This window comes from Bradyrhizobium sp. Rc3b (genome assembly GCF_900114915.1).
Classification (GTDB): Bacteria; Pseudomonadota; Alphaproteobacteria; order Rhizobiales; family Xanthobacteraceae; genus Bradyrhizobium.
The window spans coordinates 563,152-586,355 of the sequence record NZ_FOUS01000003.1; the positions used below are offsets into that span (position 1 = coordinate 563,152).

Sequence of the window (23,204 nt, forward strand, 5' to 3'; positions counted from 1 at the left end):
GCACGGCTCCATCCACTTAGGTGTTGAAACAAGCGGCAATTCTTGTGCCGGTGAGATTGCCTACTTCGAGGGCTCGCCGAGCGACAGCATCAGCCGGTTCGCCCAGTTGAAGAACGAGGCGCCGTTGATGACGTCGACGATCTCGGCATCGTCGAGACCGGCGCGGCGCAGCTCCGCGATATTGTCGGGCCCGAACGCGATCGGGGTTGCGGCCAATGCGACCGACGCCTTGACCACGGCATTCCAGCGCTCGCCGAGATCGGCCTTGACGCCCTCGTCGAGCAGGCGCTGCACGTCGTCGCGGCGCTTGGAATAGGTGCTGGCGAAACGCGCATGCACCGAGGCGCAGTAGATGCAGCCGTTGTAGCGTGAGGTCGCCGCCGCCGCGAGCTCGCGCTCGGCGCGCGGCAGGCCGTCGGCGACGTTGTAGAAGATGTCCTTGTCGGTCTTGGTGCGGGCTTCCAGGACTTCGGGATCGCGCACCAGCAGACGGAAATATTCCGACTTGGCGCGGGAGCGATCGACGAGGCCATTAAAGTGTCGTTCGGTCAGCTCGGCCTCGGGCAGCGGATCGATCCAGGAGACCCAACCGAGCTCGTCCTGGCTGAAGACGACGGGCGGATTGACGGTGGCGCTCATGATTGCGGCCTCCTCTTATGCGTTCACGGCGGCGAGCGTGCGCAAGCCGCTGACGACACGCACCTGGAACGACAGGAACGCGACGAGCTGGGAGAAGGTGACGATCCCGGTGGTCGACCAGCCGGCGTCAAGCAGCGCTTTCATGTCGCTAGCCGCCGCATCGCGCGGCCGGAACACCAGGAGGTGTGCATGCTCGAGCGCTGCTGCGAGCTTCGCACCAAGCGCCGGCTTGCTTGCGGCACTGACGCGATAGATCAGGCCGGCGGTGTTCTCGATCGACAGTGGGCCGGCGGGATACGAGCCATAGGGACCCGAGGTCCTGCCCCGCGCGATCTCGGCGTCGATCGCCTCCAGCAGGGGCGCACCGTTCGCGTTTGCGGCAAGCTTGTCGCGATAGAAGGTGGCAACGGGGGACTCGCCATGGAGCCCGGTCACGAAGGCGGCGACCGCCGCGCGTTCGGCCAGCGAGACATCGCCGGCGTCGATCGGCTCGAACAGCGAGAGATAGCTCTTCTGCGCGTTCTCGCGCGCCTGCAGGCGCCGTGCGCGAATGGCGTCCAAGGCTGAGCCCGGCTCGATCCCGGCGAGTGTGTCGATGATATCCTGCGTACTCATCATTCAGCCTCGTGCAACGCGATGCTCTTCATGTCCAATCAGCCCGCCAGCGCCACGTCGGGCGCCGTCCGAGTCCAGCCCAGCGCGGGCGCGACCTTCTCCGCGACCAGATCGATCGAGCGCAGGACATGGGGGTGCGGGGCATCGACCGAATGCACCTGGAACACGAGATCCGTCACCCGCTCCAGCGTGGCATCGGTGCGCAGCGAGGCGATGACCTCGTCGGCGCCGCCGACATGGGTGTCGAACGCCGTGATCATCTCCTCCAGCGTCTCGCCCGGCTTGGCGTGACCGCCCTTCATGAACTGCGGCAGCGCGCGGCGCAGACCGATGTCGGCAAGCCGCAACGCCTCGCGATGATCGTCAGCGACGAACACGCTGCGCGAGGCCATGATGCGGGGTTCTGCCCCCTTGGGCAGCGCTTCCAGATAGGCATCGATGACCGGATTCTGGATCTCGGCGAGCGTCGCCTGCGGCGCCTCCTTCGGTCGCGGCTGGGTGCGCGAGAGCAACAGGCCATCGCCCGCCTTGCCGGCGCGCGCGCCACCGGCCACCGAGAACGTGGCCTGCCAGATCCGCTTGTCCAGCTGCGGCCGTTGCGGATAGATCGTGTCACCGCCATCGAGCGGCTTGCCGACCAGGGCGGTGCGGACGACCTCCAGATTGCGCGCGAAAATCTCGTTGCGCTGGGCGCTGTCGAGGCCGAAGGCGGCAAAGGCCGACGGATTGCCGCCGGTGCCGACGCCGAGCTCGAAGCGGCCGTTGCAGATCAGATCGAGCACGGCTGCGTCCTCCGCCACCCGTACCGCATTCTCCAGCGGCAGCGTCACGATGCCGGTACCGAGGCGGATGCGCGAGGTCTGGGCTGCGACGTAGCCGAGAAACGTAAAGGGCGACGGCAGGCCGCCTTCACGCTCGTGGAAGTGATGCTGGGCGATCCACGCGGAATCGAGGCCCGCCTTTTCCGCGCGCACGATCTGCTCGGCCGCGAAGCGATAGCGCTCGGCGGGCGGGGCCTCGTCCAGAAGCCGCGTAAAAAACCCCAGGCGTTTCAGATTTGCAAAGCGTTTCATGCGACCCCTGTCGGGCGAGGATGGCCAGGCTGCCGATGATGTCGGTTACTGCGGCTTCCGACAAGCAGGCATTGCGCAGGGCTCATACCCACAATGGTCCGCCGGGATCGCCCCTGCGCAAGGCTTTACTGAACTTTGGCTGGGCAGATTGCCTACCAGCTCGGCAGCACCGCGCCCTTGAACTTCGTCAGGACGAACTCCTTGACCTCCGGCGTGTGATAGCTGTCGACGAGGATCTTGACCCAGGGCTTGTCCTTGTCGGCCGTGCGCACGGCGATCAGGTTGACATAGGGGCCCTTCGGGTCCTCGCGCAGGATCGGATCCTTGACCGGATCGAGGCCCGCCTGGGTTGCATAATTGGTGTTGATCGCGGCGGCGTCGACGTCATCGAGCGCGCGCGGCGCCTGCGCCGCGTCGACCTCGATGAATTTCAGCTTCTTCGGGTTCTCGGTGATGTCGAGCACGGTCGGCTTGAAGCCGGTGCCGTCCTTCAGCTTGATCAGGCCCTTGTCACGCAGCAACAGCAGCACGCGGCCGCCATTGGTCGGATCGTTCGGGATGGAGACCTTGCCGCCCTCGGGGATGTCGGCGATGGCCTTGTGCTTCTTCGAATAGACGCCGATCGGGAAATTCACGGTCAGGCCCACGGCCTCGATCTTGTAGCCGCGGTCGGCTTTCTGGTTGTCCAGATAGGGCTGGTTCTGGAACGAATTGGCCTGGATCTCGCCGGCATCGAGCGCGGCATTCGGCACGACATAGTCGGAGAATTCGAGCAGCTGGATGTCGAGGCCCTGCTTGGCGGCGATCGGCTTCACCGCCTCGAGGATTTGCGCATGCGGGCCCGGTGTCACGCCGATCTTGATGGTCTCGGCGGTGGCTGCTGCCGACCAGGCGGCGAGCGCGGTTGCGAGGATCAGGGGAAGGCGAAACGACATCTTGGTCTCCATGGCACGGCGAGAATGATTGGAACCGTATTCGCTTCTCCGTCGAATGAAATCAATGAAATGGAAAACCATATTTGCCGCCCGGTGCGGACAACGCTTCTCCGTTGGATCCGATGTGGGGAACGAACGCGCCTGCGCAAGCGTGAGGCGCGCAAGCAGCCCCGGCGTTTCGCCATGACCACCCTCGCCGCTCCCGGGTGGCGGTCCGGGCCGTGGCCCGCAAGGGCGTTCCCCATCGTCATTTCGTCGCATGGCCCGGCAGCCTCGCCGGCATTGCCGCCCCGTGCATGATGCAACATGATGGCCGCCGGCGACGATTTTTCTTCGAGGTGGAGGGTCATCTGATGAACGAGAACGAAATCCGGGGTCTGGTCGCGGAGGTGAAGCAAGGCACGCTGTCGCGGCGCTCGTTCATCCAGAAGGTGGCCGCGGTCGGAATCGCAGCGCCGATCGCGAGCCAGATCCTGCTCTGGCACGACGTGGCGATGGCGGATGCCACCTTGCCGTACAAGCCGACCAAGGCCGGCGGCGGCGGCTCGCTCAAGCTGCTGTTCTGGCAGGCGCCGACGCTGCTCAATCCGCATTTCGCAATCGGCACCAAGGACCAGATGGCCTCGCGCGTGTTCTTCGAGCCGCTCGCCGGCTGGGACAAGGAGGGCAACCTGATCCCGTGCCTCGCCGCCGAGGTCCCGACCAAGCAGAACGGCAGCCTTGCGGCCGACGGCATGAGCGTGGTCTGGAAGCTGAAGCAGGGCGTCAAATGGCATGACGGCCAGCCCTTCACCGCCGACGACGTCATCTTCACCTGGCAATACGCCGCCGATCTCGCAACGGCGGCCTACACCACGGGATCCTACAAGGACATCAAGGTCGAGAAGATCGACGACCACACCGTCAAGGTGATCTTCAAGGCGCCGACGCCGTTCTGGGCCGATCCGTTCGTCGGCTCGGTCGGCCCGATCCTGCCAAAGCATCATTTCGGCGACTATGCCGGCGCCAAGTCGCGCGAGGCACCGGCCAATCTGAAGCCGGTCGGCACCGGCCCGTACAAATTCGTCGAGTTCAAGCCGGGCGATCTGATTCGCGCCGAACGCAATCCCGACTATCACATCAAGAACCAGCCGCATTTCGACACGCTCGAGATCAAGGGTGGCGGCGATGCGGTGTCCGCGGCGCGCACCGTGCTGCAGACCGGCGAGTACGACTTTGCCTGGAACATGCAGGTGGAGGAGGAGGTGCTCAAGCGCATGGAGGCGGGCGGCAAAGGCAAGCTCGACATCACGCCGTCCGGCAATGTCGAGTTCATCATCCTCAACACGACGGACCCGTGGACCGAGATCGACGGCGAGCGCTCCAGCGTCAAGTCCAAGCACCCGACGCTGTCCGATCCCGCGGTGCGCCGGGCGATCAACCTCCTGATCGACCGCGACTCGATCCAGAAATTCATCTACGGCCGCGGCGGCATCGCCACCGCGAGCTTCGTCAACGCGCCCAAGCAGTTCAAGTCGCCCAAGCTGAAATACGAGTTCGACATCGACAAGGCGAACAAGATCCTCGACGAGGCCGGCTGGAAGAAGGGCGCGGACGGCATCCGCGAGAAGGACGGCAAGAAGCTCAAATACGTGTTCCAGACCTCGATCAACGCGCCGCGCCAGAAGACGCAGGCCATCATCAAGCAGGCCTGCCAGAAGGCCGGCATCGACATCGAGCTCAAGTCGGTCACCGCATCGGTGTTCTTCTCCTCCGACGTCGGCAATCCCGACACCTACTCGAAATTCTATGCCGACATGGAGATGTACAACACCACGCAGCCGCAGCCCGATCCGGAGCGCCTCTTGAACCAGTGCGTGTCCTGGGAGATCGCCACCAAGGACAACAAATGGCTCGGCCGCAACAACTCGCGCTATTCCGATCCCGAAGCCGACAAGGCCTACAAGGCCGCGCAGAACGAGCTCGACCCGGTCAAGCGCGCCGCGCTGCTGATGAAGGTCGATGAGATATTCTGCGAAGCGCACGTGTTCCTGCCGCTGCTCTCACGCCCCATCGTCAACGCCGGCGCCAACAACCTCATGATCGACATCTCCGGCTGGGACACCATCACGTGGAATCTGGCGGCGTGGTATCGGGTTTGAGGCGCACGGCGCGAAGGTCCAATGCACATCCCAACGTGCAGTGCCGTAGGGTGGGCAAAGGCGCATAGCGCCGTGCCCACGATGTCCCTCCATGAGCAACAAGGCGTGGGCACGCTGCGCTTTGCCCACCCTACGATATCGAGCGTGTGACACGCAGCTCGGCTCACAGACACGCCTTCGCGTTCTCGCGGCTCAATCCACCCGAGCTTTGCTTCGTCGCTCCACCCTCATAAAGCCAAGGGGGCGCAGGGAAGGCCGGGTGCCAGCTGGCACCCGCGGTCTGCTGCGCGAATAATGCGCAAAGGAGACCGCACAGCAGCATACAGGTGTCGCCGATCACTCGGCCTTCCCTGCGCGATGGTCGGACGGCTTATGCCGTGATCTCCCGGGAGCCGACCTTTCCTTCTGGCCTCCCTCGCCCCGCGAATTGACGATGCCGTCTGCCCGGTTGGGCTCGCGCGCATCTCCGCAGACAGCTTGACCGTAGCAACGACGGCCAGGACCACACGGTTTTGCCGTACGCACGGCCCGCTTGTTCGCCGCAGGATTCGACGACGTTGTGCACGTTGCCGTCGACCTGCAGACGAGACGAACCTAACAGCGCCGCTCGTCGCACGCGGTTACGGGCTCACAGGGACTACCCGCCCTGCCCGCGCCTTTCGTGCCGACGCTGCCGCGTCCACCGCAAGCCCGGCTCGCGACAGTGACGACACATAGTCGCCCCTCTTGGATGAGCCGGGATGGGCAACACATACGCCGAAACCGAATTTCGGTAAAGTGGAATATTTTTGCGAGGAGGGGTTGACGGAGGGCGACACAGGGGCGGGGTTCTGCCCGACGCCATCCTACGCACTGCCTCCACTCAGGCTTCGTCAGACACTTAGACGTTTGCGAAGAAACGTCTGCACATTGATCTGACCGTCAGTGAGAACCCGCTTCTCAGGTATTATTCGGCAATTGGTGGAATCAGCGCGAAGGCATTCTCTATACAGCGGCGCAGTCTAGCGAAGCGAAACCCATCTGGGTGTATCCAATGCTAGGGCAAGACGGGTTTCGCAAGTACTCTCTACCTGCCCGCTCTCGCGACATTATCCCAGCCGTCCCCATCCTCTTTTCCACTGTGTGCTTCAAGTCACAGCAGAATCATTCTCCCTCCCCTACAAACACCCTGCATGGCCGCAAACAAGGTAACGGCGGTACGCGTGAGGCTGCGGAGGCGATCAACAGCTAGGGACTTTTGAGGCCGCCAGGGTGAAGAGCCCGGCGGCTTTTTTCTTTGTTGCCGTGCAGCACTGAGAACGTGGATGCCCGGGCCTTTGCCGCGCCGATGGGGCTTCGGCCCGGCAGGCGGGACGAGCCCGGGCGTGACGGCCTTGCAAAGATCCGAATGCGATGCTGCTCGATCGCGCCGGCATCTATCGCCTACGAACCACCCGCCCCCTTCCGCTCCTCGCGCTCATCCTCCAGTTGCCGCTCCGCTTCGAGCCAGAACTCCAGGTCACGATTGCTCGGCTGGCCCGCCTGCTCCCAGAGCTCGTAGGCGCGTGCGCGCACCTGGCCGCGCCGCATCATGCGGCGGAGCTTTCGCTTCAGTTCTTCGGCAAAACTTCGGAAACGCTGGCCGGTGGTTTCGTCCCTGACGAGCGCGGCCGCTCGCGTGGCGAGTTCGATCTGGTGCTCTATCTTTTTCTGCTCGTCCACCGCCGACACTGCCGTGGGAAAGGAATGTTGTCAGAGCCCGTGCTGTTCGGAGATTGAATTCCTTTCGGGATGGTCTGTTCCCTCGGCAACGGCGCGGCGGATGGGAGAGCGGAGCGCAACCCATGGGGCTGGGCAAGAAGAAGCACGATGGGTTTCGCTTCGCTCTACCCATCCTACCCGGCACCACTGCGAGCCGAAGCGGGCCGCCGCTAGTGCCACGTCGTGTCGGCTTCGACGATCACCACTCTGATTTCCGGATCCTCAGTCGTGTTGCAGGTGCAGGGCATGCCCTCACCGCAGCGGCAGCCGCCGAGCTTCTCGCTCCAAGGCCGGAGCGGATGGTTTTCGCAGACCCATCCCAGACCCTGGCAGAATGGGCAGGTCTTGTCGGTCACAGCGTATCCGGCGTTCGCAGCGTGTTCGACTTTTCCTCGTTGCGCAGCTCCTGCTCGGCCGCGTTCCAAAATTCTTCTTCACGGCCTTCGGGCTTGCCGGCCTGCTCCCACAAGCGGTGCGCGCGTTCTCTGATCTCTTGCTCGGTCGGATCGGACAATTCTCGTCTCCTCTGGTGAAGCACGGCCCACCCTGGGGGGTATGGGGGGCTTGGAGGCGGGCCGTGCAGGCCAGCGATCGGCGGCGAGGCTGGCCCGCGGATTCAAGCTTCCATCGTGCGCGGGAGTTCCTAGTTGCGCGCGCCGGGCGATAGCGCGCTCATCAATTACTTGAGACAGGAAGAAACAGGGTATCCAGCCAGAACAGGAGGGCGCCGATGCCTAGCACCGCAGCGAATGCGAGCATGAGGCGCATGAGCTGACCATTGGCCGCGTGGAATTCCCGCGAGAGCTCGCTCGCCAACGGGACGCCGGAGCGTCAGCAGGCCGCGCCACTCGGGCAACGTCCCGGCTCTCACGAAGGCCAGGCGTATCGCCATCGCCAAGATTACGACCGCACATCCCCAGGCCGCAAAGGCGAGGACACGAAGCAGGTCGTGCAACGCCTCTTGGAGGATGGACATGCGAAGCTCGGGGATATTGGTAGCGGGAGACCGCTACGTCGCTAGACCCACTATTTCCGCGGCCCTGTTTTCCTACCGGAGAGCAGCCTAACTCGGCACTTAACGACTTGATAGTCAGTCACAAGCCGCCGTTTGTGCGCAATCGCTTCGCGACCAGAATATCCCGCAGGTGGGTTCAAATCCTGGACCTGCATCCATCTCAAATGCTGTTAGAGGCAGCGGCCTGAACAGGTCGATCGGTCGATCCGGGATCGGCCTACGAACCCGGCGTCCCGAACGCAGTGAGTATCATCTAAGCTATTGATATTTATTGAGATGATAGTCGTTTCTATCCCGTTTTGTTCACGGTCGTTTCACCCAATTCGTTGCGATTTCGTTGCGGCGTTCTCTGGGGGAACGGGGCACAAGTGTGCGCGCTGGTTTGAACTTGGATCCGCTGATTTAGCGGCGTTTTTCAGAATGACCGCGCCATCGATGCCACCGGGGGCGCCCGTGATCACGAAACCCTTCCCACCCACCGCCTCGAAATGCGAAATCCGGGACTGCTAAGGGGAGAAGCGATCGAAAAGATCACTGAAGACGGTCCCTTCCGTGCGACTCAAACCGTCACATGCGTAGATCACGCGATCTGGGGCCGGTCGCCGCCCGCAGATGACCACCTAGGCGAAGGGACGAACTCGGCGCTTCGCCGCCACGTTTGCCGGGCCCTCCAAAGTTCGCGGCTATCCGGGCCAAAGGCGAGAGGCTGTTCGGGTCCGCGCTTGGAGGAGGCCCGGCGGGTTATCGAGGAGTACGCGAACGATCTACGGGAGATCATCAAGAGACTCCGCACGCCGCTCAATTGAAGCCGCCGGTACCGCCCGCTCAGCCCCACTGTCCCAGGTTGACGACCGCGCTTCCGCCTTCCTGGACGAAGCCATTGTCCCCTCTTGCGAACGGCTCGTCGCCACGTCCTCCAACGTCACGAGATCGTTGAACGGTAACACTGATTTGCGCAGTGGCGCTGTGAACGCCGCGGAAGCCATCAAGCTATTAGTTCTCTTCGAGCAACGCAGGCCATCAGCTCTTCTTCGCTCTCCTGCTCAGCGCTCAAATCTCTCTTCAGGAGGGCGGGCCTCCCCAGTCCAACGCGTGGCAGGGCGACCGGTCTCGCTGCCAGACCAGGGGGGTCTTCGAGTGCGCCGGCCGCTAGCGCCAGAACAGCGCAAGCAGCAGGATGACGGGTAGTGGAATGCCCAAGAGCCACAATAGGGCGCCTCTGCCGAATGTCATGGTCAATCCTCCTCCTTTCTAGCGATCAAGCCTCGACCGGGTCAGCGGTTCCAACGACTTGGAACTTACGTACGAATTTGATCTTGAATCCAAAGCCCTATTTGAGGAGGTAAACATGGCCACACGCGCGGTACCGCACGCTTTCTTCGCCTGGACCTGGTCACCTGTCTTGGCGGGCGTATTTGCTTCATTGGTCGTCCAAATCCTGCTGACCATGCTGGGCTTTGGCATTGGCCTGCTCGCCATCGACACTCCGACGGCCGCCTCAGCGCCTGCTAGCGCTGGCTGGCCCGCCTTCGTCTGGTGGGCAGTTTCGGGCATCATTGCCGCCTTCGTCGGCGGCGCCATCGCAGCCGCCAATTCGCCCGATCAGAGCGGTTTGGGCCGTGTCGGACATGCGTTGGGTGCCTGGGCGGTCGCCACCGTCATCGTGGTGGCGGCAGCAGCGATGATACCTGGTTCGGCTGCCAGCATCGCGGGCAACCTCGCCGGCCCCAGCTATGCGGCGAATGCCCGCATCGCATATTATTCGAACAGCCCGACGCGTGAAACAGTCGGCTCGACGAGCAGGCCGGTAACGCAAGCTCAAATGGAGGAGGCCCGCAAGCACCTCGCCTATGCCATGCTTGCCAGTTTCTGCGCGCTTCTGTTGGGCGCCGGCGCTGCCTATGCCGCCGGAATGGCAACCACCGCACGAGCGGTCGAAGATGCCGCAAGACCGGTGACTTGAGACCGCTTAGCTATCTGGCGGGCTCCTGTCATGGCCGGTCGCTGCTACGATATCTTGATCGTCTGGGCTGAGAGCTCAGCCACGACGAGATCGTCCGATTCCTTACCCGCCAAATTCGTCGAGGAAAGGCGGCGACACCAAGCTCAACACCATGGCGCTCCGCATGGGCGTCAACTGCTCGACCGCAAGCTGATGGAGATACACATGAGACGCACCATAATAGCAGTCGCGTGCATTTTGCTGGCGACGCCGGCACTGGCCCAATCAGTCAGCGAGAAGACCGGCGTCAATTCCGTGCTCGGGGTCAGCCCCTCGACGGTGGATTTTGTCAAGCAGGTCGCGATATCGGACATGTTTGAAATCGAGTCTAACAAGCTCGCACAACAGAAGGAAAATGCAGCGGAGAAGACCTTCGCTTCCCAGATGGTAACGGACCACACTAAAACCAGCAATGAACTGAAGGGACTAGTCACCAGTGGCAAGGTGAAAGCCGAATTGCCCAGCGCTCTCGACTCATCGCATCAAAGCAAGCTGGACAAACTCAAGGGTGCCAATGGTAACGACTTCAGCTCCGAGTTCAATCCGATGCAGGTCAGCGCTCATAAGGATGCCGTCGACCTGTTCGAACGTTATGCCAAGGCCGGCGACAATGCGGATCTGAAGGACTGGGCCGGCAAACCCTGCCCGCGCTAAAGCATCACCTTGAGATGGCGCAGAATCTTGACAAGAAGCCCGCACCTACGGTCGGCGAGGGCAAGAAATAGCTGAAAGGGAGCCGCTGCCAGGCGGCTCCTTCCCTTTTTGCTGCCGCTGGCCGCCCAGGTGGCGTTGGCTTCATTGTGACCAGCGCCTACACGGTGATGTAGCGCCAATTGGGATGGCCCAACGAGCGTGTCGGCCGATTGCGGCTAACCGCTTTACGATTGATTGCGGCTCCGCCAGCTTGTTCAGCGCGACGTCAGTTTTCTTTTCTCCCTCAAGCGTCTGCCCGAGCGGTTGGACCCTGCTTCAGGTTCAACCCAGGTAATCAACGTGCCGTAACGCGATATTTGTGCTCGACGGCCTGAGCACCCGAGAGAAGGCCCGCGTCTAGCGCCGGAGAATCTTCTCTATCACTTCTTCGCCCTCCTCGACCGCCCCAGGATAGCAGGGCAGGTTCTGCCTCGGGACTCTGCTTCATCAATTTGAACACTCTGCAGACGCTGGCCGCCGTCTCCCCGGCATGTTTTTCAAAAGCAGCACGCAGCTGGTCAGAATTCACTGCTTTTGCCATTTTGGCAACGCAACGAGTATCTTCCTGTCGGCGTAGTACATGTCCTTAAGGATCTCCAGAAAGAGGGCTCCAAGTGTCTTGTTCTGACCCGGCGTGGCTTCCTCCTTGTTCTGACACAAGCCAAACAGCGCCCCTCCTCAAATGTTCATGAGTTTGGCTGTCATCAGTTCATTCGCCAGGAAGCGACATGAAAAAGGCCCCGCTTTCCAGGGCCTTTCCCTAAGGGGTACATCCGCCCTTAGCGCCTGACAATGATCCGGGACAACGAGCTACCATCACTCGAGTTCCTTGCGAGCAGGCATACGGCGGCCAACCGGAGCTATTCCGCGGCCTGGTGGTGCGCCGGCTTTTCGAGCTCTGCAAGCGGGGATACTGCCGGTCCATTGAGCGCAGTGCCGTCGGGCGCGAACTGCGATCCGTGACACGGGCAATCCCAGCATTGCTCCAGCGAATTCCAGTGCACGACGCAACCGAGATGTGTGCAGCTGGCGGAATGCAAATGCAGCTGTCCTTTCTGATCCCGGCATGCGGCGACCTTCTGCAATTCGCTACGCACCAGGCAGCCTTCGCCTGGCTGCAACCGCTCGACGGAAGCGATTTCGTCCGCCGAAAAATACTCCGCGAAATTCTTCAACGGTGTGATGTTCTCGCTGATGTATTCACCGATGTTCTTGTGGACTTTCCGTGCCGGCGAATAGATCTCCTCCCACGCACTGGACCCCGTAGTGATCAGGTCCGCGATCGGGCTGCCGGCAACGAGGCCATTGGTAATACCTTGTCCGGAATCGCCGCTGACGATGAAAACATGCTCCTCGTCCGGCGAGCGGCCGATGAAGCCGACGAAATCTATCGGCTCCAGGACTTGTCCCGACCAGCGATGGGTTATCGCGCCCAGGTCGGGCAATCGCTCGCGCGCCCAGTGCTCTAGCGCCGCGAAGCGCTGCTCTCCGTCATCAGCCTCGCCGGACTTGTGGTCTTCGCCGCCGACGATAACGAGTACCTCGTCGGTAGAGAGCGGCTGCAGGCGGACATAGTGATAGGGATCGAGCGTGTCCCAATAGAGCGCGTCGGCCAGCACGCCGCCCGGCAGGTTCGCCGCGATGACGTAAGTGCGATAGGGCGCCTGCTTGGTGTGAACAGCGACTTCAAGGTTGACCGGAGAGTTGGTCGCGACCACTACGTCGATAGCTCGCACCTCGTGCCCGGACGAAACTTTCACGACGACTTCGTCCAACTTTTGTTCGATGCTCTCGACACAGCTGTCGGCGTAAAGTTTAGCGCCGGCACGCTGCAGCGCGCTTGCGAGCCCGGTCGTCGGATGAAAGCGCGCCTGCCCGGGAAAGCGCAACGAACGCACCATGCCATCGGAGTGGAAGGGCGTCGCCGTCTCGTGGTTTTCGACGGGAATACCGAGCCGCTGGCAGAACTCGAGTTCGTCGTCCAGCAGGGAACTCGGCGTCTCCGGCGCCTGCACCCAGAAGCCATCGACCCTGCAAAAATCGCACTCGATATTTTCGAGATCCTGGATTACGTCGGCGCGGCTGATTGCGGCCATGACGCTCTGGTAATAAAGCCGCGCACATTCCTCGCCGCGGACGCTAACGAGCTCCTTGTAATAGTCGTCCAGCGCCGTGGCGAGATGCGCGGTCGTGCGCGCCGTCATGCCGCTGCCGATGCTGCCGCGATCGAGCACGATTACGGAACGCCCGCGGCTCACAAGCTCATAGGCCACCGACAGCCCGGCAATGCCGGAACCGACCACAACTTCATCTGCCCGCTCGGATCCCGACAGGCTGGGAGCTTCGACCACCGAAACATCCATCCAGAGCGATCGTGTATATTCATCTCGCACGTTCATGACGCACCTCTCAAGGAGGGCCAACGGGAGGGCGGAAAAAGGGTTCCATTGGGGATGGTCGGCGGGGCCGCCCACTTCGGCCGGAGCAGCGGTAAGCGTCTTCCCGACAACATCATTGTTCTCAGAACCTCTTCGCCCGCTCGTTTCTTGTCACGGTCGCACACGACGGTTCGCTGGGACGCCAAGAAAAGCGACAGCTCTGAGGCGCATGCTCGGGTCGGCCCATGCATTGGCGCGATTTGAATTACCTGACCGGTCGTCGACCCGGCCGCGGCGGCTCAACGAATTACTTTGACGATGACTCCTTCGTTCGGCTTCAGGTGGATTGATCCCGCTACCTTTTCCTGCTTGCAGTCCGGCCCTGTCGATAGCAATCGGATTCCGCAACCATCCCACTCCCAGAGCCGTGGTTCTCCGGAAATATTGAGGCCGACGAGGATTTCCGTATCGTTCATCCTGCGTCCGAACGAGAAGATGTCATTCTGTGCTCGGCGTGGCAGATACTCTCCCCGCAACAAGCAAGGCTCCTCCCGACGCAATGCAATGAGTTCACGGTAGAGGTTCAAGAGCGAATTCCGATCGCCCTGGTGCGCTTTGATATTGCGGGCGCGATCCCGGCTCAGCGGCAACCAGGGTTCGCCACTGGTAAAGCCGCCTCCCTCCGTGTCGTCCCAACGCAAGGGCGCCCGCTCGGGATCGCGACCGAGATCAAAGCCCTTCACGAGTTTTTCAAATGGATCTTGGACGCGGTCCGGTGGAATCGGGACCTGTTCCGAACCGATCTCATCGCCGGCGAACAGGAACGGTGTGCCCCTGATCGTCATCAGCAGCATCGCAACAACACGTGCCTGAGATTGACCCACCTTGCTGGCGACCCGGTGCTTGTCATGTCCGCCGATCACGAAGTCCGGCCAAGCACCTTGCGGAAGCGCATTGAAATAGGCATCGATCGTCGCCTGAAGCGAGATCGCATTCCATTCCGAGTCCAGCAGTGCGAAGTTCAGCGGCAGGTGCAGGCGCGGCTTGCTGTTTCCGTAAAAATGGCCGATCCGATCAGTCTTGCCCTGCACTTCACCGCAGAGAAGTTTTCCGTCATGCTGGTCCAGAACTTCCCTGATGTATTCGATGCAGCGCATGGCTTCCGGCCTGTCGTCCGTAAACACAGGCCTCCTGGCCTGAGGGGGTGGCTTCTCGTCATTGGCCTCCGGGTCAGGCGGATTGTCGCGCAGCAGGTCATCTTTGATCAACACGGCGCTGGCATCAACCCGGAAGCCGTCGACGCCGCGCTCGAGCCAGAACCGCATCGTAGCCGCGATGGCCTCTCGGACCTCGGGATTTCGCCAGTTGAGGTCTGGCTGGCTCGGCAGAAATGAATGGTAGTAGAACTGCCGGCGCTCCTCACACCACTCCCAAGCGCTGCCTCCGAAACGGCTGAGCCAGTTGTTCGGCGGTCCACCGTTGGCACCGGCTTCCGCCGACAGATACCAATCGGCCTTCGGGTTGTTTCGCGAAGCGCGGCTTTCCCCAAACCAGGCGTGCTGATCGGAGGTATGATTTGGGACGAGATCGAGAATGAGCCGGATGCCTGAATCGTGCAAGGCAAGTAGTAGTTTGTCGAAATCTTCCAGGCTGCCGAAACGCGGGTCAACCGAGCAGAAATCGGCAATGTCATAGCCGAAATCATGATTGGGGCTGTTGTAGATTGGGGTCAGCCATACGGCGCCGACGCCAAGCCAAGTGAGATAGTCGATACGCTGCAGAAGGCCGGCCAGATCCCCCTGTCCATCGCCGTTGCTGTCCTGAAATGACTGCGCGGCGATTTCGTACACGACCACGTTACGCCACCACGTTTCATTGGAAACTGGTGCGGATTTACTCGGCTGTGCATTCCTACTCACGCGGAAAGCGGACTCCCTTGATGACGGCAGCGTCGCCCAAGCTAACTGCTCCTCAACCTCCGGCTAGAGACGTTAGTTCCTAAGAGTACCGCGCAGCTGGACTTTCAGGCATAGGGAGGGGCGGCGGATACGGGGAGCCAGTTTGCTCCAATACCGCCGCGCTTTGTCGCATTGCAGGTCACATGGTGGCTTTGTCAGGACTGCAAGGGTGTATTCATTTTGCATGAAGCGAACACAAGCGCGAACGGCTGCGCGCGGCAACTCCTGCAAACCGGGAATGGCCTCGCCTACGCAAACGAGCGGAGTATCCTAGTCTGCTCGGCATTGCTACCACACTTCAAAAAATGCAATTTGGGGTTTGGCTATCATCAGCCAGAATATAGCGGCCACGGCAGTGAACGCTGGAATGCCGAAGGCGAACCACAGCCAAAAAATTCGGTGATATTCAGGCGGCAAAGGCGAGCCTTTTGCCGCTGCGATTGAGGCAATGTCCCTAAGGCGCATTTGCATCCAAACAACGGGCAGCCACAATGCCCCCGTGATGACATATACCACGATCGACCAAACGATCCATCCTTCCCAGAAGGAGTAACCAACGTGCAGCACAAGCAGCGAGCCCGTGATGGGCTGTGCAACGACGGCAGTGGCTGTGAAGATAAAATCCGCAATCACAACAATTCAGGCGACGCCTGCGATGACGGAGGGCTTTCCGCCGAGGTGAGCTGCAAGCATGAAAAACGCAATGCCGGATCCTGTGCCAAGCAAGACAGCGGCGCCGACGATATGTAAGTACTTAAGAACGAAGTATAGCATCATCGATCTTCAACAACAGCTAGCGCTGCGAAATGCAGGACGATAATCGGCCAAATTTCAGCATCGGCCCTAGAGGATCGGCCCATAGGCGAGGCACAAGTATGGTCCCGATGACCGCGTAAGTGGAGGAGATAGCGATGGCCGCATAGAGTCCGTACCGGCTGGTTGGTCGATAGGCAATCGCGAGTCCAATCACCAGGTCGGATAATGCGCCGGCGATCACCGTGAGCGCAGCACTCGATCCTTCGACGCCGCCCTCGCCCATGAGACCCAGACCGTAGCCCCAGCCCGGTCCCAGCGAGACAAAGGCGGTCGAGATCCAGAATAGAGACAACACAAAAAATATCGCTGGCTTGAGCAAATACATCCGCGCAAACCAACGTTCCTGCACTGAAGCTGGTTCGGAGGCGAAGAACTCCGGAAGGCCTTTTGGACGCAGCCCAAGCCGCTGCATGTCTTCAAGCCCGCCGACCGCGCCTCGCCTAATCTCCCGCTCGGCAGTGCTCCGTACGGGAGGCCGCCAGCCCAACAGCGATATCATGTCACCAAACTTGTACATCACGCTCGAGACAAAGTTCGGCAAGCGGATCTCGTGCGCCGCAGGCCAACGGTACCAACGGCGGATCAGCGCAATGACTTCGGGGAAAGAATGGCGATGTGGGCCGACCAGTTCGACAATTGTCCGTGCGGGTGCGCCGGGTTCTAGAAACCGCCTCACGGTACGCACGACGTCTTCAAGCAGGACGATCTGGAGCTGTCCCGTGTTCGGCATCACCGGCAAAGCCGGCAGGGCCGCCAAGCCTCGCATGAGCGCGCTGGCTCCGTAGGCCGCCCGACCGACCACGACGGACGGCCGCAAGATGATCCAGTCGAGGTCACGCCCCCCCATCAGCGCCTTGTCGCCAGATAATTTCGTTTCTGAAAACGCGCTGGGGGTTTTCCGGTCTACCCCGATTGCTGAGAAATGGATGACGCGGCGGATTTGGAGTTGCTCACAGGCGACAAAAAGAGTCGCAATGCCCTGGTGATGGACCATTGACGTGGAGTCTTTTGGGCTATCCTGGAGCACCCCGGCTCAATTCAACGACGGCCTCTACGCCGTCGAGATGCGGCAGCCAATAGGAGGGCGACGTCGCCTCGTTGAGATCAACCGAGATCGCGCCCGGACACCCGATTCCGGCGCTTCTGCTCATCGAAACAACTGAATGGCCGCGCGAGGTTAGGTCAGCCACGATCGCGGATCCCAACAGTCCTGTCCCTCCGATGACGGCAACCTTCATTCCTGGTCCTCCACGTTCGGAGTTAAGCCCTCTTCCGCGACCGTAAGCCTCGAACCAATTCCTCCATGTAGGGAAGGACTTCAAACAGCAGGGCTGCGAGTAAGAACGCCGCCACGTAGGTCCAAGGTAATGGCTCTGTCTTCAGGACGGGTTCGTAACGTGCGGGCTCAGACCCCATCCCCCAGAGGCTGAGGAATTGCGGCCAGTTCAAGATAATCACGATAACCATCGCCATGAGAGGCATCAGTTCAAGAAAACTATGGACCTGCTGTTCGATGGGCGTGATGCGCCGCTTATGGCTGGCGAATGTTGTGTCCCAGAGGGCCGTCAGCTGATGCGTAACAAAACCGGCAATCATAATCGCAATAACAAGAGCATTGATCTCCAAAAAAATCGCCGCCAGCAGCGGTATCGCCAGCTCGATCAACATCAACAGGTGAAGCAGAGATTCCTTATAGCCGCTCGTTAGCTCAATCCTAGAAGCGCGATGGCAAAGGTAATCAGCAAAGCCGGCCAATAACCAAAGGGGCATCACGAAGTACAGCAATATGGTTTCGGCTGCTGCGAAACGAGACATCCGATAAGCGCTTCTTCTCTGTTTTACAGGCTGTCTGGAGTTCGGAGGGGAGATGACTTGTCCTCGTTTCGCAACTCCTGCTCAGCCAACTGCCAGAATTCCTCCTCCCTACCTTCGGGTTTGCCGCTCCGCTCCCATATTTCATAGGCGCGCTTCTCGATTTCCTTTTCAGTCGGTTGGGTCACCACGGCCTCCATCATTTTTGTAAGGGATCGTTGGGTGAATGCCGGCTAGTCGCGGCCTCTTCAACAGCTTGCCGGGGCCGGCTACCACAGCCATTTATCCACTCGCTGCGCTTCCTCCGGTGATAAACCCGCGAAGTCAGCGAGGTTCCTCCGTTGAAACCTCGCCGTTGTAAGCGGCAAAACGTCGCCTTGGGGCCAAACGAAATCGCGGTGCTGACCGCCGCCTAGCACGACCAGGAAGGAAATTTCGGCTGCTTCTTGAGATGCTGATCTTGGTCTCGTCCAAGACCGCGATTCACACGCGTCAAGGATAGGGCCCTCATTTGAACCGCGATCGAGCCACCTTCTCTCGATAACCTCAGCGTTCGCCTTTGCTCTTGCGGTTGGTAAAGCGGGCGTTGCCGAGGCCGGTGCCGATCGTCAGTACGCCCCAACGCTTCACGTCCTGCATGAAGGGGACCTCGGATAATCCCTGCACCACCCCATCGTTGTGCATGACGACGGCGGTGTCGTTCTTCCCGATCTGCGGGATCGCTTCGACGAGACTTGCGGGCAAATTGAATCTGCTGCTTTCCCAGTTACCGGGCAAGTTCTGCGCGCCCTTCTCGATCGAGCCGTCGCTCTCGATGACGCCTGGGCATGCAATGCCGATGAATGGTGCGAGCTTGAACCCCTCATCTTCCGCCTTCGCGATCAGTTCTTTGAGCATTTTGACCATGCGCTTCACGGCATTCTCACGCGATGGCTCGTCGTCGGCATGACGCCATAGCTCAAACTTCCACACGCATGCCTTGGAGAGGTCGGGCGCCTTTTTGCGACGCGTTTCCACGACGCCGCAACGGATGTTCGTGCCTCCGATGTCCACGGCAAGGATGGAGTCGTGAGCTTCGAAGATCCAGGATGGAGCGAGATATAGCGCGCCGATAAGGCCGGCGTCGTCCGGGTGAGAATGGATCGGTAGCATCTCAACCTTGAAGTTTTCCGCCTTGAGGAGGATTTCGGCGCGCGCGATGGCGAGTTCGCCCAGTCGGCTGTCCCGAAAGCCGCCGCCCACGATGATGCGCTCGGTTTTATCCCAAGCCTTGGTTTTGAGAACCGACGCGTTACGTGGGCGAGCTCCTGCGCGAAATCTTCGATGGCACTGTGGACGACGACCGAGGCTTCAGCATCGTCACCGCCAAGGACGGCGTCGAGCTCCTTCTTGCTGATGTCTTCGGAAAGCTCCTTACCGAATGGGTCTTCGCCAGATTTGCGCAGCGGCTTTCGCCACTTTTCGAGGTTTTCTCGGAAGGCGCCCTTGCTGCGCGATCCCCGAGGAATTCTTCTTCATCTTTCAGTTCGAGGTTGAAACTATCGATCTCCACCCACGGGAGGCGAGAGGCGCCGTGAGCGGCTATGCCGGTGGTCGTGATCGTTTCGTCGGCCATTCTAACCTTACACAAAGCACCAACTGGGCGGTCTTGCTTTCAACACGCGCTGCTAACCGCGGTTCCTCGCGTCTCCCTTTCCGGGCAGGTTAGCGAATGATCTGCAGCGATCCCGGCTCCCCGCCCCCTGTCGCGCGATCCGGTCTCGCTAATTAACCTCCAGAGCAAGCGACGGGGATCATCCGCTTCCTCATTACGGAGAGGATGAAAGGCCGCCACAAGGTCCTATCGGGCTCGCGAATTCGCGGAGCGGCTAGTTTGTCGAACAGTGCGCATCGATCGCATTTTCCGGCGCACGGACCAGGCCAGGACCGCCATAGTCAGCCAGGCGATGGACGCGCCGACGAAGGCGGCAGGCGTGTTGCTGCGTAAAATCAGCATCGAAAAGCCGACCGCAAAGCCCAGCATGCCAAGAGCGCCGAGCGCAGCGCCAGCGGCATCGACGGCGGCCGCCATTTGCCCGCGGCGCTCGCCGGTGAGACCCGCTTCACGCTTGCGGCGGATTTCGTGCTTCTCAATCAGCGTCGCGCTTGCGCTGAATATGGCTGGAAGGGCAAGAAAAACGCCGCCGATGACGGCTCCATAACGACTGCTGATGAGGCCAGTAAGGACGGTCGCAGCGCCGCCGAGCGCGAACCGGATCAGATATTCGTACCAGCGGCCTTCCTTGAGAGATGACGGCGAAAACCGGATCGGGCTCACGTCTGACCTCCGGCAAACATTAGCAGCCCGAAGGCGGCGACCAGCCAAACGACCAGTGACAGCAACGTAGCCATCACTGCTCGCAGCTTTGCGCGGACAAGCAGCTGGCAGACGACGACACTGTAGATGGCGAGCGCAATCGCTCCTGCAATCATCGCCTGGGCTTGCAAGGCGGCATAACCGGCCCCGTGCTGATACACCGCGATTCCAAGCGTGGCGAGTGCGACCGACGGCGCTGCTCCGAACAGGCCGGCGAAGCTTTTTGGACGCAGAAGATCTCCCAGCATGGCAAATGCCGATACGACGGCACCCCCGACAAGGAAGCGTATGACGTACTCGGTCATTTCGCTCTCTTCCAGATTTTCGAGAGCGGCCCGTCGGCCCCAAAGACCGGATCCTTGCGCGGCACCGACACCTTCGGAATGGCCTTCAGCGCCCGCTGATGTGGCGTGCACCCACTCGGCCATACGCTTGATCATTGCATCGGTTAGTGTTGCGACGACGGGGCGTTCTTTGAGCAGGGCCTCGGCGCTCGCCAACGTCCGATTGAAGTCCGCTAGGACGTGCGTGGCAGCGACATTCGCCTCCCGTAGCACCTTGGTGCCAAGGGATTTCTTCAGGAAGACCTGCTTGGGTTTCTCAGACTTGAGAACGCGCGCGACGGCTTCTTGGAGGCGTTCAGGCACCTTCCGCTGAGCGTGGTACGTCCCGTGTCTATCCTTGATCAGTCCCATCAACGCGCGCATCAAAAGCTACCACGCAGTGCTACCACCTGAGCGCAGTCAAAGCCATGATTTGCGTGATGTTTTTGAAATCTCAGCGCTTCTAAAGCCGCTGGCGCTCCCTAGGGGAATCGAACCCCTGTTTCAGCCTTGAGAGGGTAAATTCGATCCGCTTGATGATCATCGCGAGGAGAGTCCTGCGATGAAGAGCTTACGGATGTCAGGGCCGGCTCGTTTGCGCGAGCAGGCGCTACCGCACCAGTTTCGCACCAGAAACGATCCAGCCGGAGCGCAACAAACGAGATCAGATTCAAACAAAAAGTCAGCAAAATCAACGAAGCCAATCGTTGTCCCGCCGCTCATAACGGTCTGGTTGCAGGTTCGAGTCCTGCCGGGCCCACCAGCGGGATCAATGGTTTCCTCGCGATCGTAGATTCGGCGGAATTTTCGCAAGAGGAGCTCTGGCGGCAGGTTGCACTTTCGTGGGCGGAACGGCCACTCGATGGTTGCGAACCTGCAAGCGGAACGTGCAGATTGGCGATGTCCAATCCTTTTGGACTCGGCAAACCGGCCAGGACGTACGGCGCCTGGACGTCCCTCGATACCGATGCCCCGCAGCCGCAAATTTGCGGATGGTGTAATTCCTACTCCAGCAACAGGCTGCTGAAGTCGTTGGCCTCGGGCATTTCGCCATGCGTTAGCTCTGGTGCCATATTCGCGATACGTCAGGCATTCCTACGGCGTCGCCCAGTTGCGAGCAGCACCAGCACGAAGGAAGCCGCCGTCATCAGTGTCGAGATCGCGGCAATGGTCGGATCGATCTCGTCGCGGAGCGCGGTGAACATGCGCTTGGTCAGCGGCTGATATTGCCCGCCGGAGATGAACAGCGCGACGATGGTCTCGTCCATCGCCGAGATGAAGGCGAAGATGCCGCCGGCGACCACGCTGGACTTGATCTGCGGCAGCGTCACCGCAAAGAAGCTGCGCAGGCGGTTCATGCCGAGGCTCCGCGCCACCATCTCCTGCGCGGGATCGAAGCTCTGCAGGCCCGCCAGCACCGAGATGACGACATAGGGCAATCCCAGCATCACATTCGCCAGCACGAGGCCGGGCATGGTCGCGACCAGGCCGACCTTGGCGTAGAGAAAGAAGATGCCGACCGCGGTGATGATGATCGGCACCACCAGCGGCAGCAACAGCGCAATGTGGATCACGCGCATGATCCGCAGTTTTGAATGGCTGATGGCATAGGCGGCGGCTACCCCCAATGGGGTTGCGATCACCACGGTCAGCAACCCGACCGTCAGCGTCACCCGCGTCGCCTGCATCCAGGCCGGATTCGAAAAATACTGCTGGTACCAACGCGTAGAGAACGACGGTGGCGGGAAAGTCAGGAAGCGCGCGCTGGAAAACGAGATCGGCGCGATGATCAGCACGGGCAGGATCAGATAGACCAGCACCAGCGCGCTGATCACGTAGAGGGCAATACGTGCGGGAGAGATGCGCGTCATTTCTGCCCCAGCACACGATCGAGCGAGATGAAGCGGCTGACGACAAAGAAGATTGCGAGCACGCTGAGAAGCAGCACCACCGCGACGGCGCTCGCCGCGCCGAACTGGTTGTAGAGCTCGACATTGCGGCTCACCAGCATCGACACCATCACGGTGCGGCCGCCGCCGAGCAGCTCCGGCGTGATGTAGAAGCCGAGGCAGAGCACGAACACCATGGTGCAGCCGGCGAGCACGCCCGGAAACGACAGCGGCAGGAAGACCCTGAAGAAGGTCAGCGACGGGCTCGCGCCCAGGCTGGCGCCGGCCTGCATCAGGTCGTTCGGAATCTTCTGCATGGCGGCATAGAGCGGCAGCACCATGAAGGGCAGCAGGATATGCACGGTCGCGACCACCGTGCCAAAGGTGTTGTGGACCAGCGCGAGCGGCTCGGAGATGGCGTCGAGATAGCGCAGGAACTGGTTGATCACGCCGGTGCGCTGCAGCAGCGCCAGCCAGGCATAGGCGCGCACCAGCACGCTGGTCCAGAACGGCAGCACCACCAGCGACAGGATGAGGATACTCCAGCCTTTCGGCAACGCGTTGGCAAGATAAGCCACGGGATAGCCGAGCAGCAGCGCGATCAATGTGACCGCGAGGCTGATCTCGAAGGTCAGTGCGAAGCTGCGCCAGTAGACGTCCTCGGTAAAGACGCGGCGATAATTCTCCAGTGTGAAGCCGTCATGATAGATCGACTGCCAGGCGAGCCAGCCGACCGGCAGCACGATCAGCGCCAGAATCACCAGCAGCGCCGGCGACACCAGCGCCAGCATCAGGCCGTGCTCGCGGCGCTGATGCCTT

Annotated in this window: 19 protein-coding genes and 4 pseudogenes; 3 read left to right on the forward strand and 20 right to left on the reverse strand. The window is 61.0% G+C overall.

What is annotated here, in order from left to right; translation table 11 throughout:
* Nucleotides 1-60: 60 nt before the first annotated feature.
* The 4 genes from BM190_RS09460 to BM190_RS09475 all read right to left on the reverse strand — a co-directional run bounded on the left by BM190_RS09460 (nt 61) and on the right by BM190_RS09475 (nt 3,274).
* On the reverse strand, nt 61-639 hold the full coding sequence (locus BM190_RS09460) for an alkylhydroperoxidase domain protein (protein WP_092253801.1): 579 nt from the start codon (nt 637-639) through the stop codon (nt 61-63).
* A gap of 15 nt (nt 640-654) precedes the next feature.
* A complete protein-coding gene (locus BM190_RS09465; protein WP_018318415.1) occupies nt 655-1,257 on the reverse strand; it encodes a CMD domain protein in 603 nt (200 codons plus the stop codon).
* A 35-nt stretch (nt 1,258-1,292) separates the two neighbouring features.
* On the reverse strand, nt 1,293-2,327 hold the full coding sequence (locus BM190_RS09470; RefSeq protein ID WP_092253803.1) for a putative FMN-dependent luciferase-like monooxygenase: 1,035 nt from the start codon (nt 2,325-2,327) through the stop codon (nt 1,293-1,295).
* Between the two features lie 152 nt (nt 2,328-2,479).
* Nucleotides 2,480-3,274: a MetQ/NlpA family ABC transporter substrate-binding protein gene (locus BM190_RS09475; RefSeq protein WP_018318413.1), complete on the reverse strand. Its 795-nt coding sequence runs from the start codon at nt 3,272-3,274 to the stop codon at nt 2,480-2,482.
* A 341-nt stretch (nt 3,275-3,615) separates the two neighbouring features.
* Here BM190_RS09475 and BM190_RS09480 point away from each other — a divergent pair, with 341 nt between their 5' ends.
* A complete protein-coding gene (locus tag BM190_RS09480; RefSeq protein ID WP_092254006.1) occupies nt 3,616-5,403 on the forward strand; it encodes a peptide ABC transporter substrate-binding protein in 1,788 nt (595 codons plus the stop codon).
* Nucleotides 5,404-6,825: 1,422 nt separating this feature from the next.
* Here the strand turns inward: BM190_RS09480 and BM190_RS09490 are convergent.
* The 3 genes from BM190_RS09490 to BM190_RS09500 all read right to left on the reverse strand — a co-directional run bounded on the left by BM190_RS09490 (nt 6,826) and on the right by BM190_RS09500 (nt 7,657).
* Complete coding sequence (locus BM190_RS09490; protein ID WP_177236984.1) at nt 6,826-7,104, reverse strand: DUF2934 domain-containing protein; 279 nt, start codon at nt 7,102-7,104, stop codon at nt 6,826-6,828.
* Between the two features lie 209 nt (nt 7,105-7,313).
* Entirely contained in the window at nt 7,314-7,499 is a 186-nt protein-coding gene (locus tag BM190_RS09495) for a hypothetical protein (protein WP_020508686.1), read from the reverse strand.
* Nucleotides 7,496-7,657: a DUF2934 domain-containing protein gene (locus tag BM190_RS09500; RefSeq protein WP_018318410.1), complete on the reverse strand. Its 162-nt coding sequence runs from the start codon at nt 7,655-7,657 to the stop codon at nt 7,496-7,498. Before BM190_RS09500 ends, BM190_RS09495 begins: the two co-directional genes overlap by 4 nt.
* A gap of 1,849 nt (nt 7,658-9,506) precedes the next feature.
* Here BM190_RS09500 and BM190_RS09505 point away from each other — a divergent pair.
* Both BM190_RS09505 and BM190_RS09510 read left to right on the forward strand, forming a co-directional pair.
* Nucleotides 9,507-10,121 carry a hypothetical protein gene (locus BM190_RS09505; RefSeq protein ID WP_143109029.1) on the forward strand — a complete coding sequence of 205 codons (615 nt, stop codon included), beginning with the start codon at nt 9,507-9,509 and terminating at the stop codon, nt 10,119-10,121.
* A 204-nt stretch (nt 10,122-10,325) separates the two neighbouring features.
* Nucleotides 10,326-10,885, forward strand: a pseudogene (locus BM190_RS09510) (DUF4142 domain-containing protein).
* A gap of 263 nt (nt 10,886-11,148) precedes the next feature.
* Here BM190_RS09510 and BM190_RS41055 read toward each other — a convergent pair.
* From BM190_RS41055 to BM190_RS09570, 13 genes and pseudogenes are all read right to left on the reverse strand, one after another.
* Nucleotides 11,149-11,394: a DUF892 family protein gene (locus BM190_RS41055; protein ID WP_244550626.1), complete on the reverse strand. Its 246-nt coding sequence runs from the start codon at nt 11,392-11,394 to the stop codon at nt 11,149-11,151.
* Nucleotides 11,395-11,713: 319 nt separating this feature from the next.
* The gene (locus tag BM190_RS09520) at nt 11,714-13,252 is read right to left on the reverse strand and encodes an FAD-dependent oxidoreductase (RefSeq protein WP_177237007.1); all 1,539 of its coding nucleotides are present in this window, start codon (nt 13,250-13,252) and stop codon (nt 11,714-11,716) included.
* A gap of 278 nt (nt 13,253-13,530) precedes the next feature.
* Nucleotides 13,531-15,087: an alpha-amylase family glycosyl hydrolase gene (locus BM190_RS09525; RefSeq protein ID WP_244550627.1), complete on the reverse strand. Its 1,557-nt coding sequence runs from the start codon at nt 15,085-15,087 to the stop codon at nt 13,531-13,533.
* 390 nt (nt 15,088-15,477) lie between these two features.
* Nucleotides 15,478-15,963: pseudogene (locus BM190_RS09530) on the reverse strand (DUF2269 family protein).
* 19 nt (nt 15,964-15,982) lie between these two features.
* On the reverse strand, nt 15,983-16,999 hold the full coding sequence (locus BM190_RS09535; RefSeq protein WP_502686986.1) for an SDR family oxidoreductase: 1,017 nt from the start codon (nt 16,997-16,999) through the stop codon (nt 15,983-15,985).
* Between the two features lie 266 nt (nt 17,000-17,265).
* Complete coding sequence (locus BM190_RS09540) at nt 17,266-17,820, reverse strand: hypothetical protein (RefSeq protein ID WP_092253811.1); 555 nt, start codon at nt 17,818-17,820, stop codon at nt 17,266-17,268.
* 23 nt (nt 17,821-17,843) lie between these two features.
* Nucleotides 17,844-18,005 (reverse strand): DUF2934 domain-containing protein, encoded by a 162-nt coding sequence (locus BM190_RS09545; protein ID WP_092254008.1) that lies wholly within the window; start codon nt 18,003-18,005, stop codon nt 17,844-17,846.
* A 358-nt stretch (nt 18,006-18,363) separates the two neighbouring features.
* Nucleotides 18,364-19,432: pseudogene (locus BM190_RS09550) on the reverse strand (ROK family protein).
* Nucleotides 19,433-19,657: 225 nt separating this feature from the next.
* Nucleotides 19,658-20,134 (reverse strand): DUF3147 family protein, encoded by a 477-nt coding sequence (locus tag BM190_RS09555; RefSeq protein ID WP_092253812.1) that lies wholly within the window; start codon nt 20,132-20,134, stop codon nt 19,658-19,660.
* On the reverse strand, nt 20,131-20,478 hold the full coding sequence (locus BM190_RS09560) for a DUF3147 family protein (protein ID WP_177237008.1): 348 nt from the start codon (nt 20,476-20,478) through the stop codon (nt 20,131-20,133). The genes BM190_RS09555 and BM190_RS09560 overlap by 4 nt, the downstream gene beginning before the upstream one ends.
* Before the next feature lie 195 nt (nt 20,479-20,673).
* Nucleotides 20,674-20,880, reverse strand: a pseudogene (locus BM190_RS41735) (DUF6538 domain-containing protein); the annotation flags it as partial.
* Between the two features lie 701 nt (nt 20,881-21,581).
* Nucleotides 21,582-22,367, reverse strand: a complete 786-nt coding sequence (locus BM190_RS09565; protein ID WP_092253814.1) for an ABC transporter permease — start codon at nt 22,365-22,367, stop codon at nt 21,582-21,584.
* On the reverse strand, nt 22,364-23,176 hold the full coding sequence (locus BM190_RS09570) for an ABC transporter permease (protein WP_092253815.1): 813 nt from the start codon (nt 23,174-23,176) through the stop codon (nt 22,364-22,366). The genes BM190_RS09565 and BM190_RS09570 overlap by 4 nt, the downstream gene beginning before the upstream one ends.
* Nucleotides 23,177-23,204 lie beyond the last annotated feature (28 nt).

What these genes read in the sequence shown, in the direction of transcription:
- BM190_RS09460 (WP_092253801.1), bottom strand. Translation starts at nt 639, where the DNA reads ATGAGCGCCACCGTCAATCCGCCCGTCGTCTTCAGCCAGGACGAGCTC.
- BM190_RS09465 (WP_018318415.1), bottom strand. Translation starts at nt 1,257, where the DNA reads ATGATGAGTACGCAGGATATCATCGACACACTCGCCGGGATCGAGCCG.
- BM190_RS09470 (WP_092253803.1), bottom strand. Translation starts at nt 2,327, where the DNA reads ATGAAACGCTTTGCAAATCTGAAACGCCTGGGGTTTTTTACGCGGCTT.
- BM190_RS09475 (WP_018318413.1), bottom strand. Translation starts at nt 3,274, where the DNA reads ATGGAGACCAAGATGTCGTTTCGCCTTCCCCTGATCCTCGCAACCGCG.
- BM190_RS09480 (WP_092254006.1), top strand. Translation starts at nt 3,616, where the DNA reads ATGAACGAGAACGAAATCCGGGGTCTGGTCGCGGAGGTGAAGCAAGGC.
- BM190_RS09505 (WP_143109029.1), top strand. Translation starts at nt 9,507, where the DNA reads ATGGCCACACGCGCGGTACCGCACGCTTTCTTCGCCTGGACCTGGTCA.
- BM190_RS41055 (WP_244550626.1), bottom strand. Translation starts at nt 11,394, where the DNA reads ATGGCAAAAGCAGTGAATTCTGACCAGCTGCGTGCTGCTTTTGAAAAA.
- BM190_RS09520 (WP_177237007.1), bottom strand. Translation starts at nt 13,252, where the DNA reads ATGAACGTGCGAGATGAATATACACGATCGCTCTGGATGGATGTTTCG.
- BM190_RS09535 (WP_502686986.1), bottom strand. Translation starts at nt 16,999, where the DNA reads ATGGTCCATCACCAGGGCATTGCGACTCTTTTTGTCGCCTGTGAGCAA.
- BM190_RS09540 (WP_092253811.1), bottom strand. Translation starts at nt 17,820, where the DNA reads ATGTCTCGTTTCGCAGCAGCCGAAACCATATTGCTGTACTTCGTGATG.
- BM190_RS09560 (WP_177237008.1), bottom strand. Translation starts at nt 20,478, where the DNA reads ATGACCGAGTACGTCATACGCTTCCTTGTCGGGGGTGCCGTCGTATCG.
- BM190_RS09565 (WP_092253814.1), bottom strand. Translation starts at nt 22,367, where the DNA reads ATGACGCGCATCTCTCCCGCACGTATTGCCCTCTACGTGATCAGCGCG.
- BM190_RS09570 (WP_092253815.1), bottom strand. Translation starts at nt 23,176, where the DNA reads ATGCTGGCGCTGGTGTCGCCGGCGCTGCTGGTGATTCTGGCGCTGATC.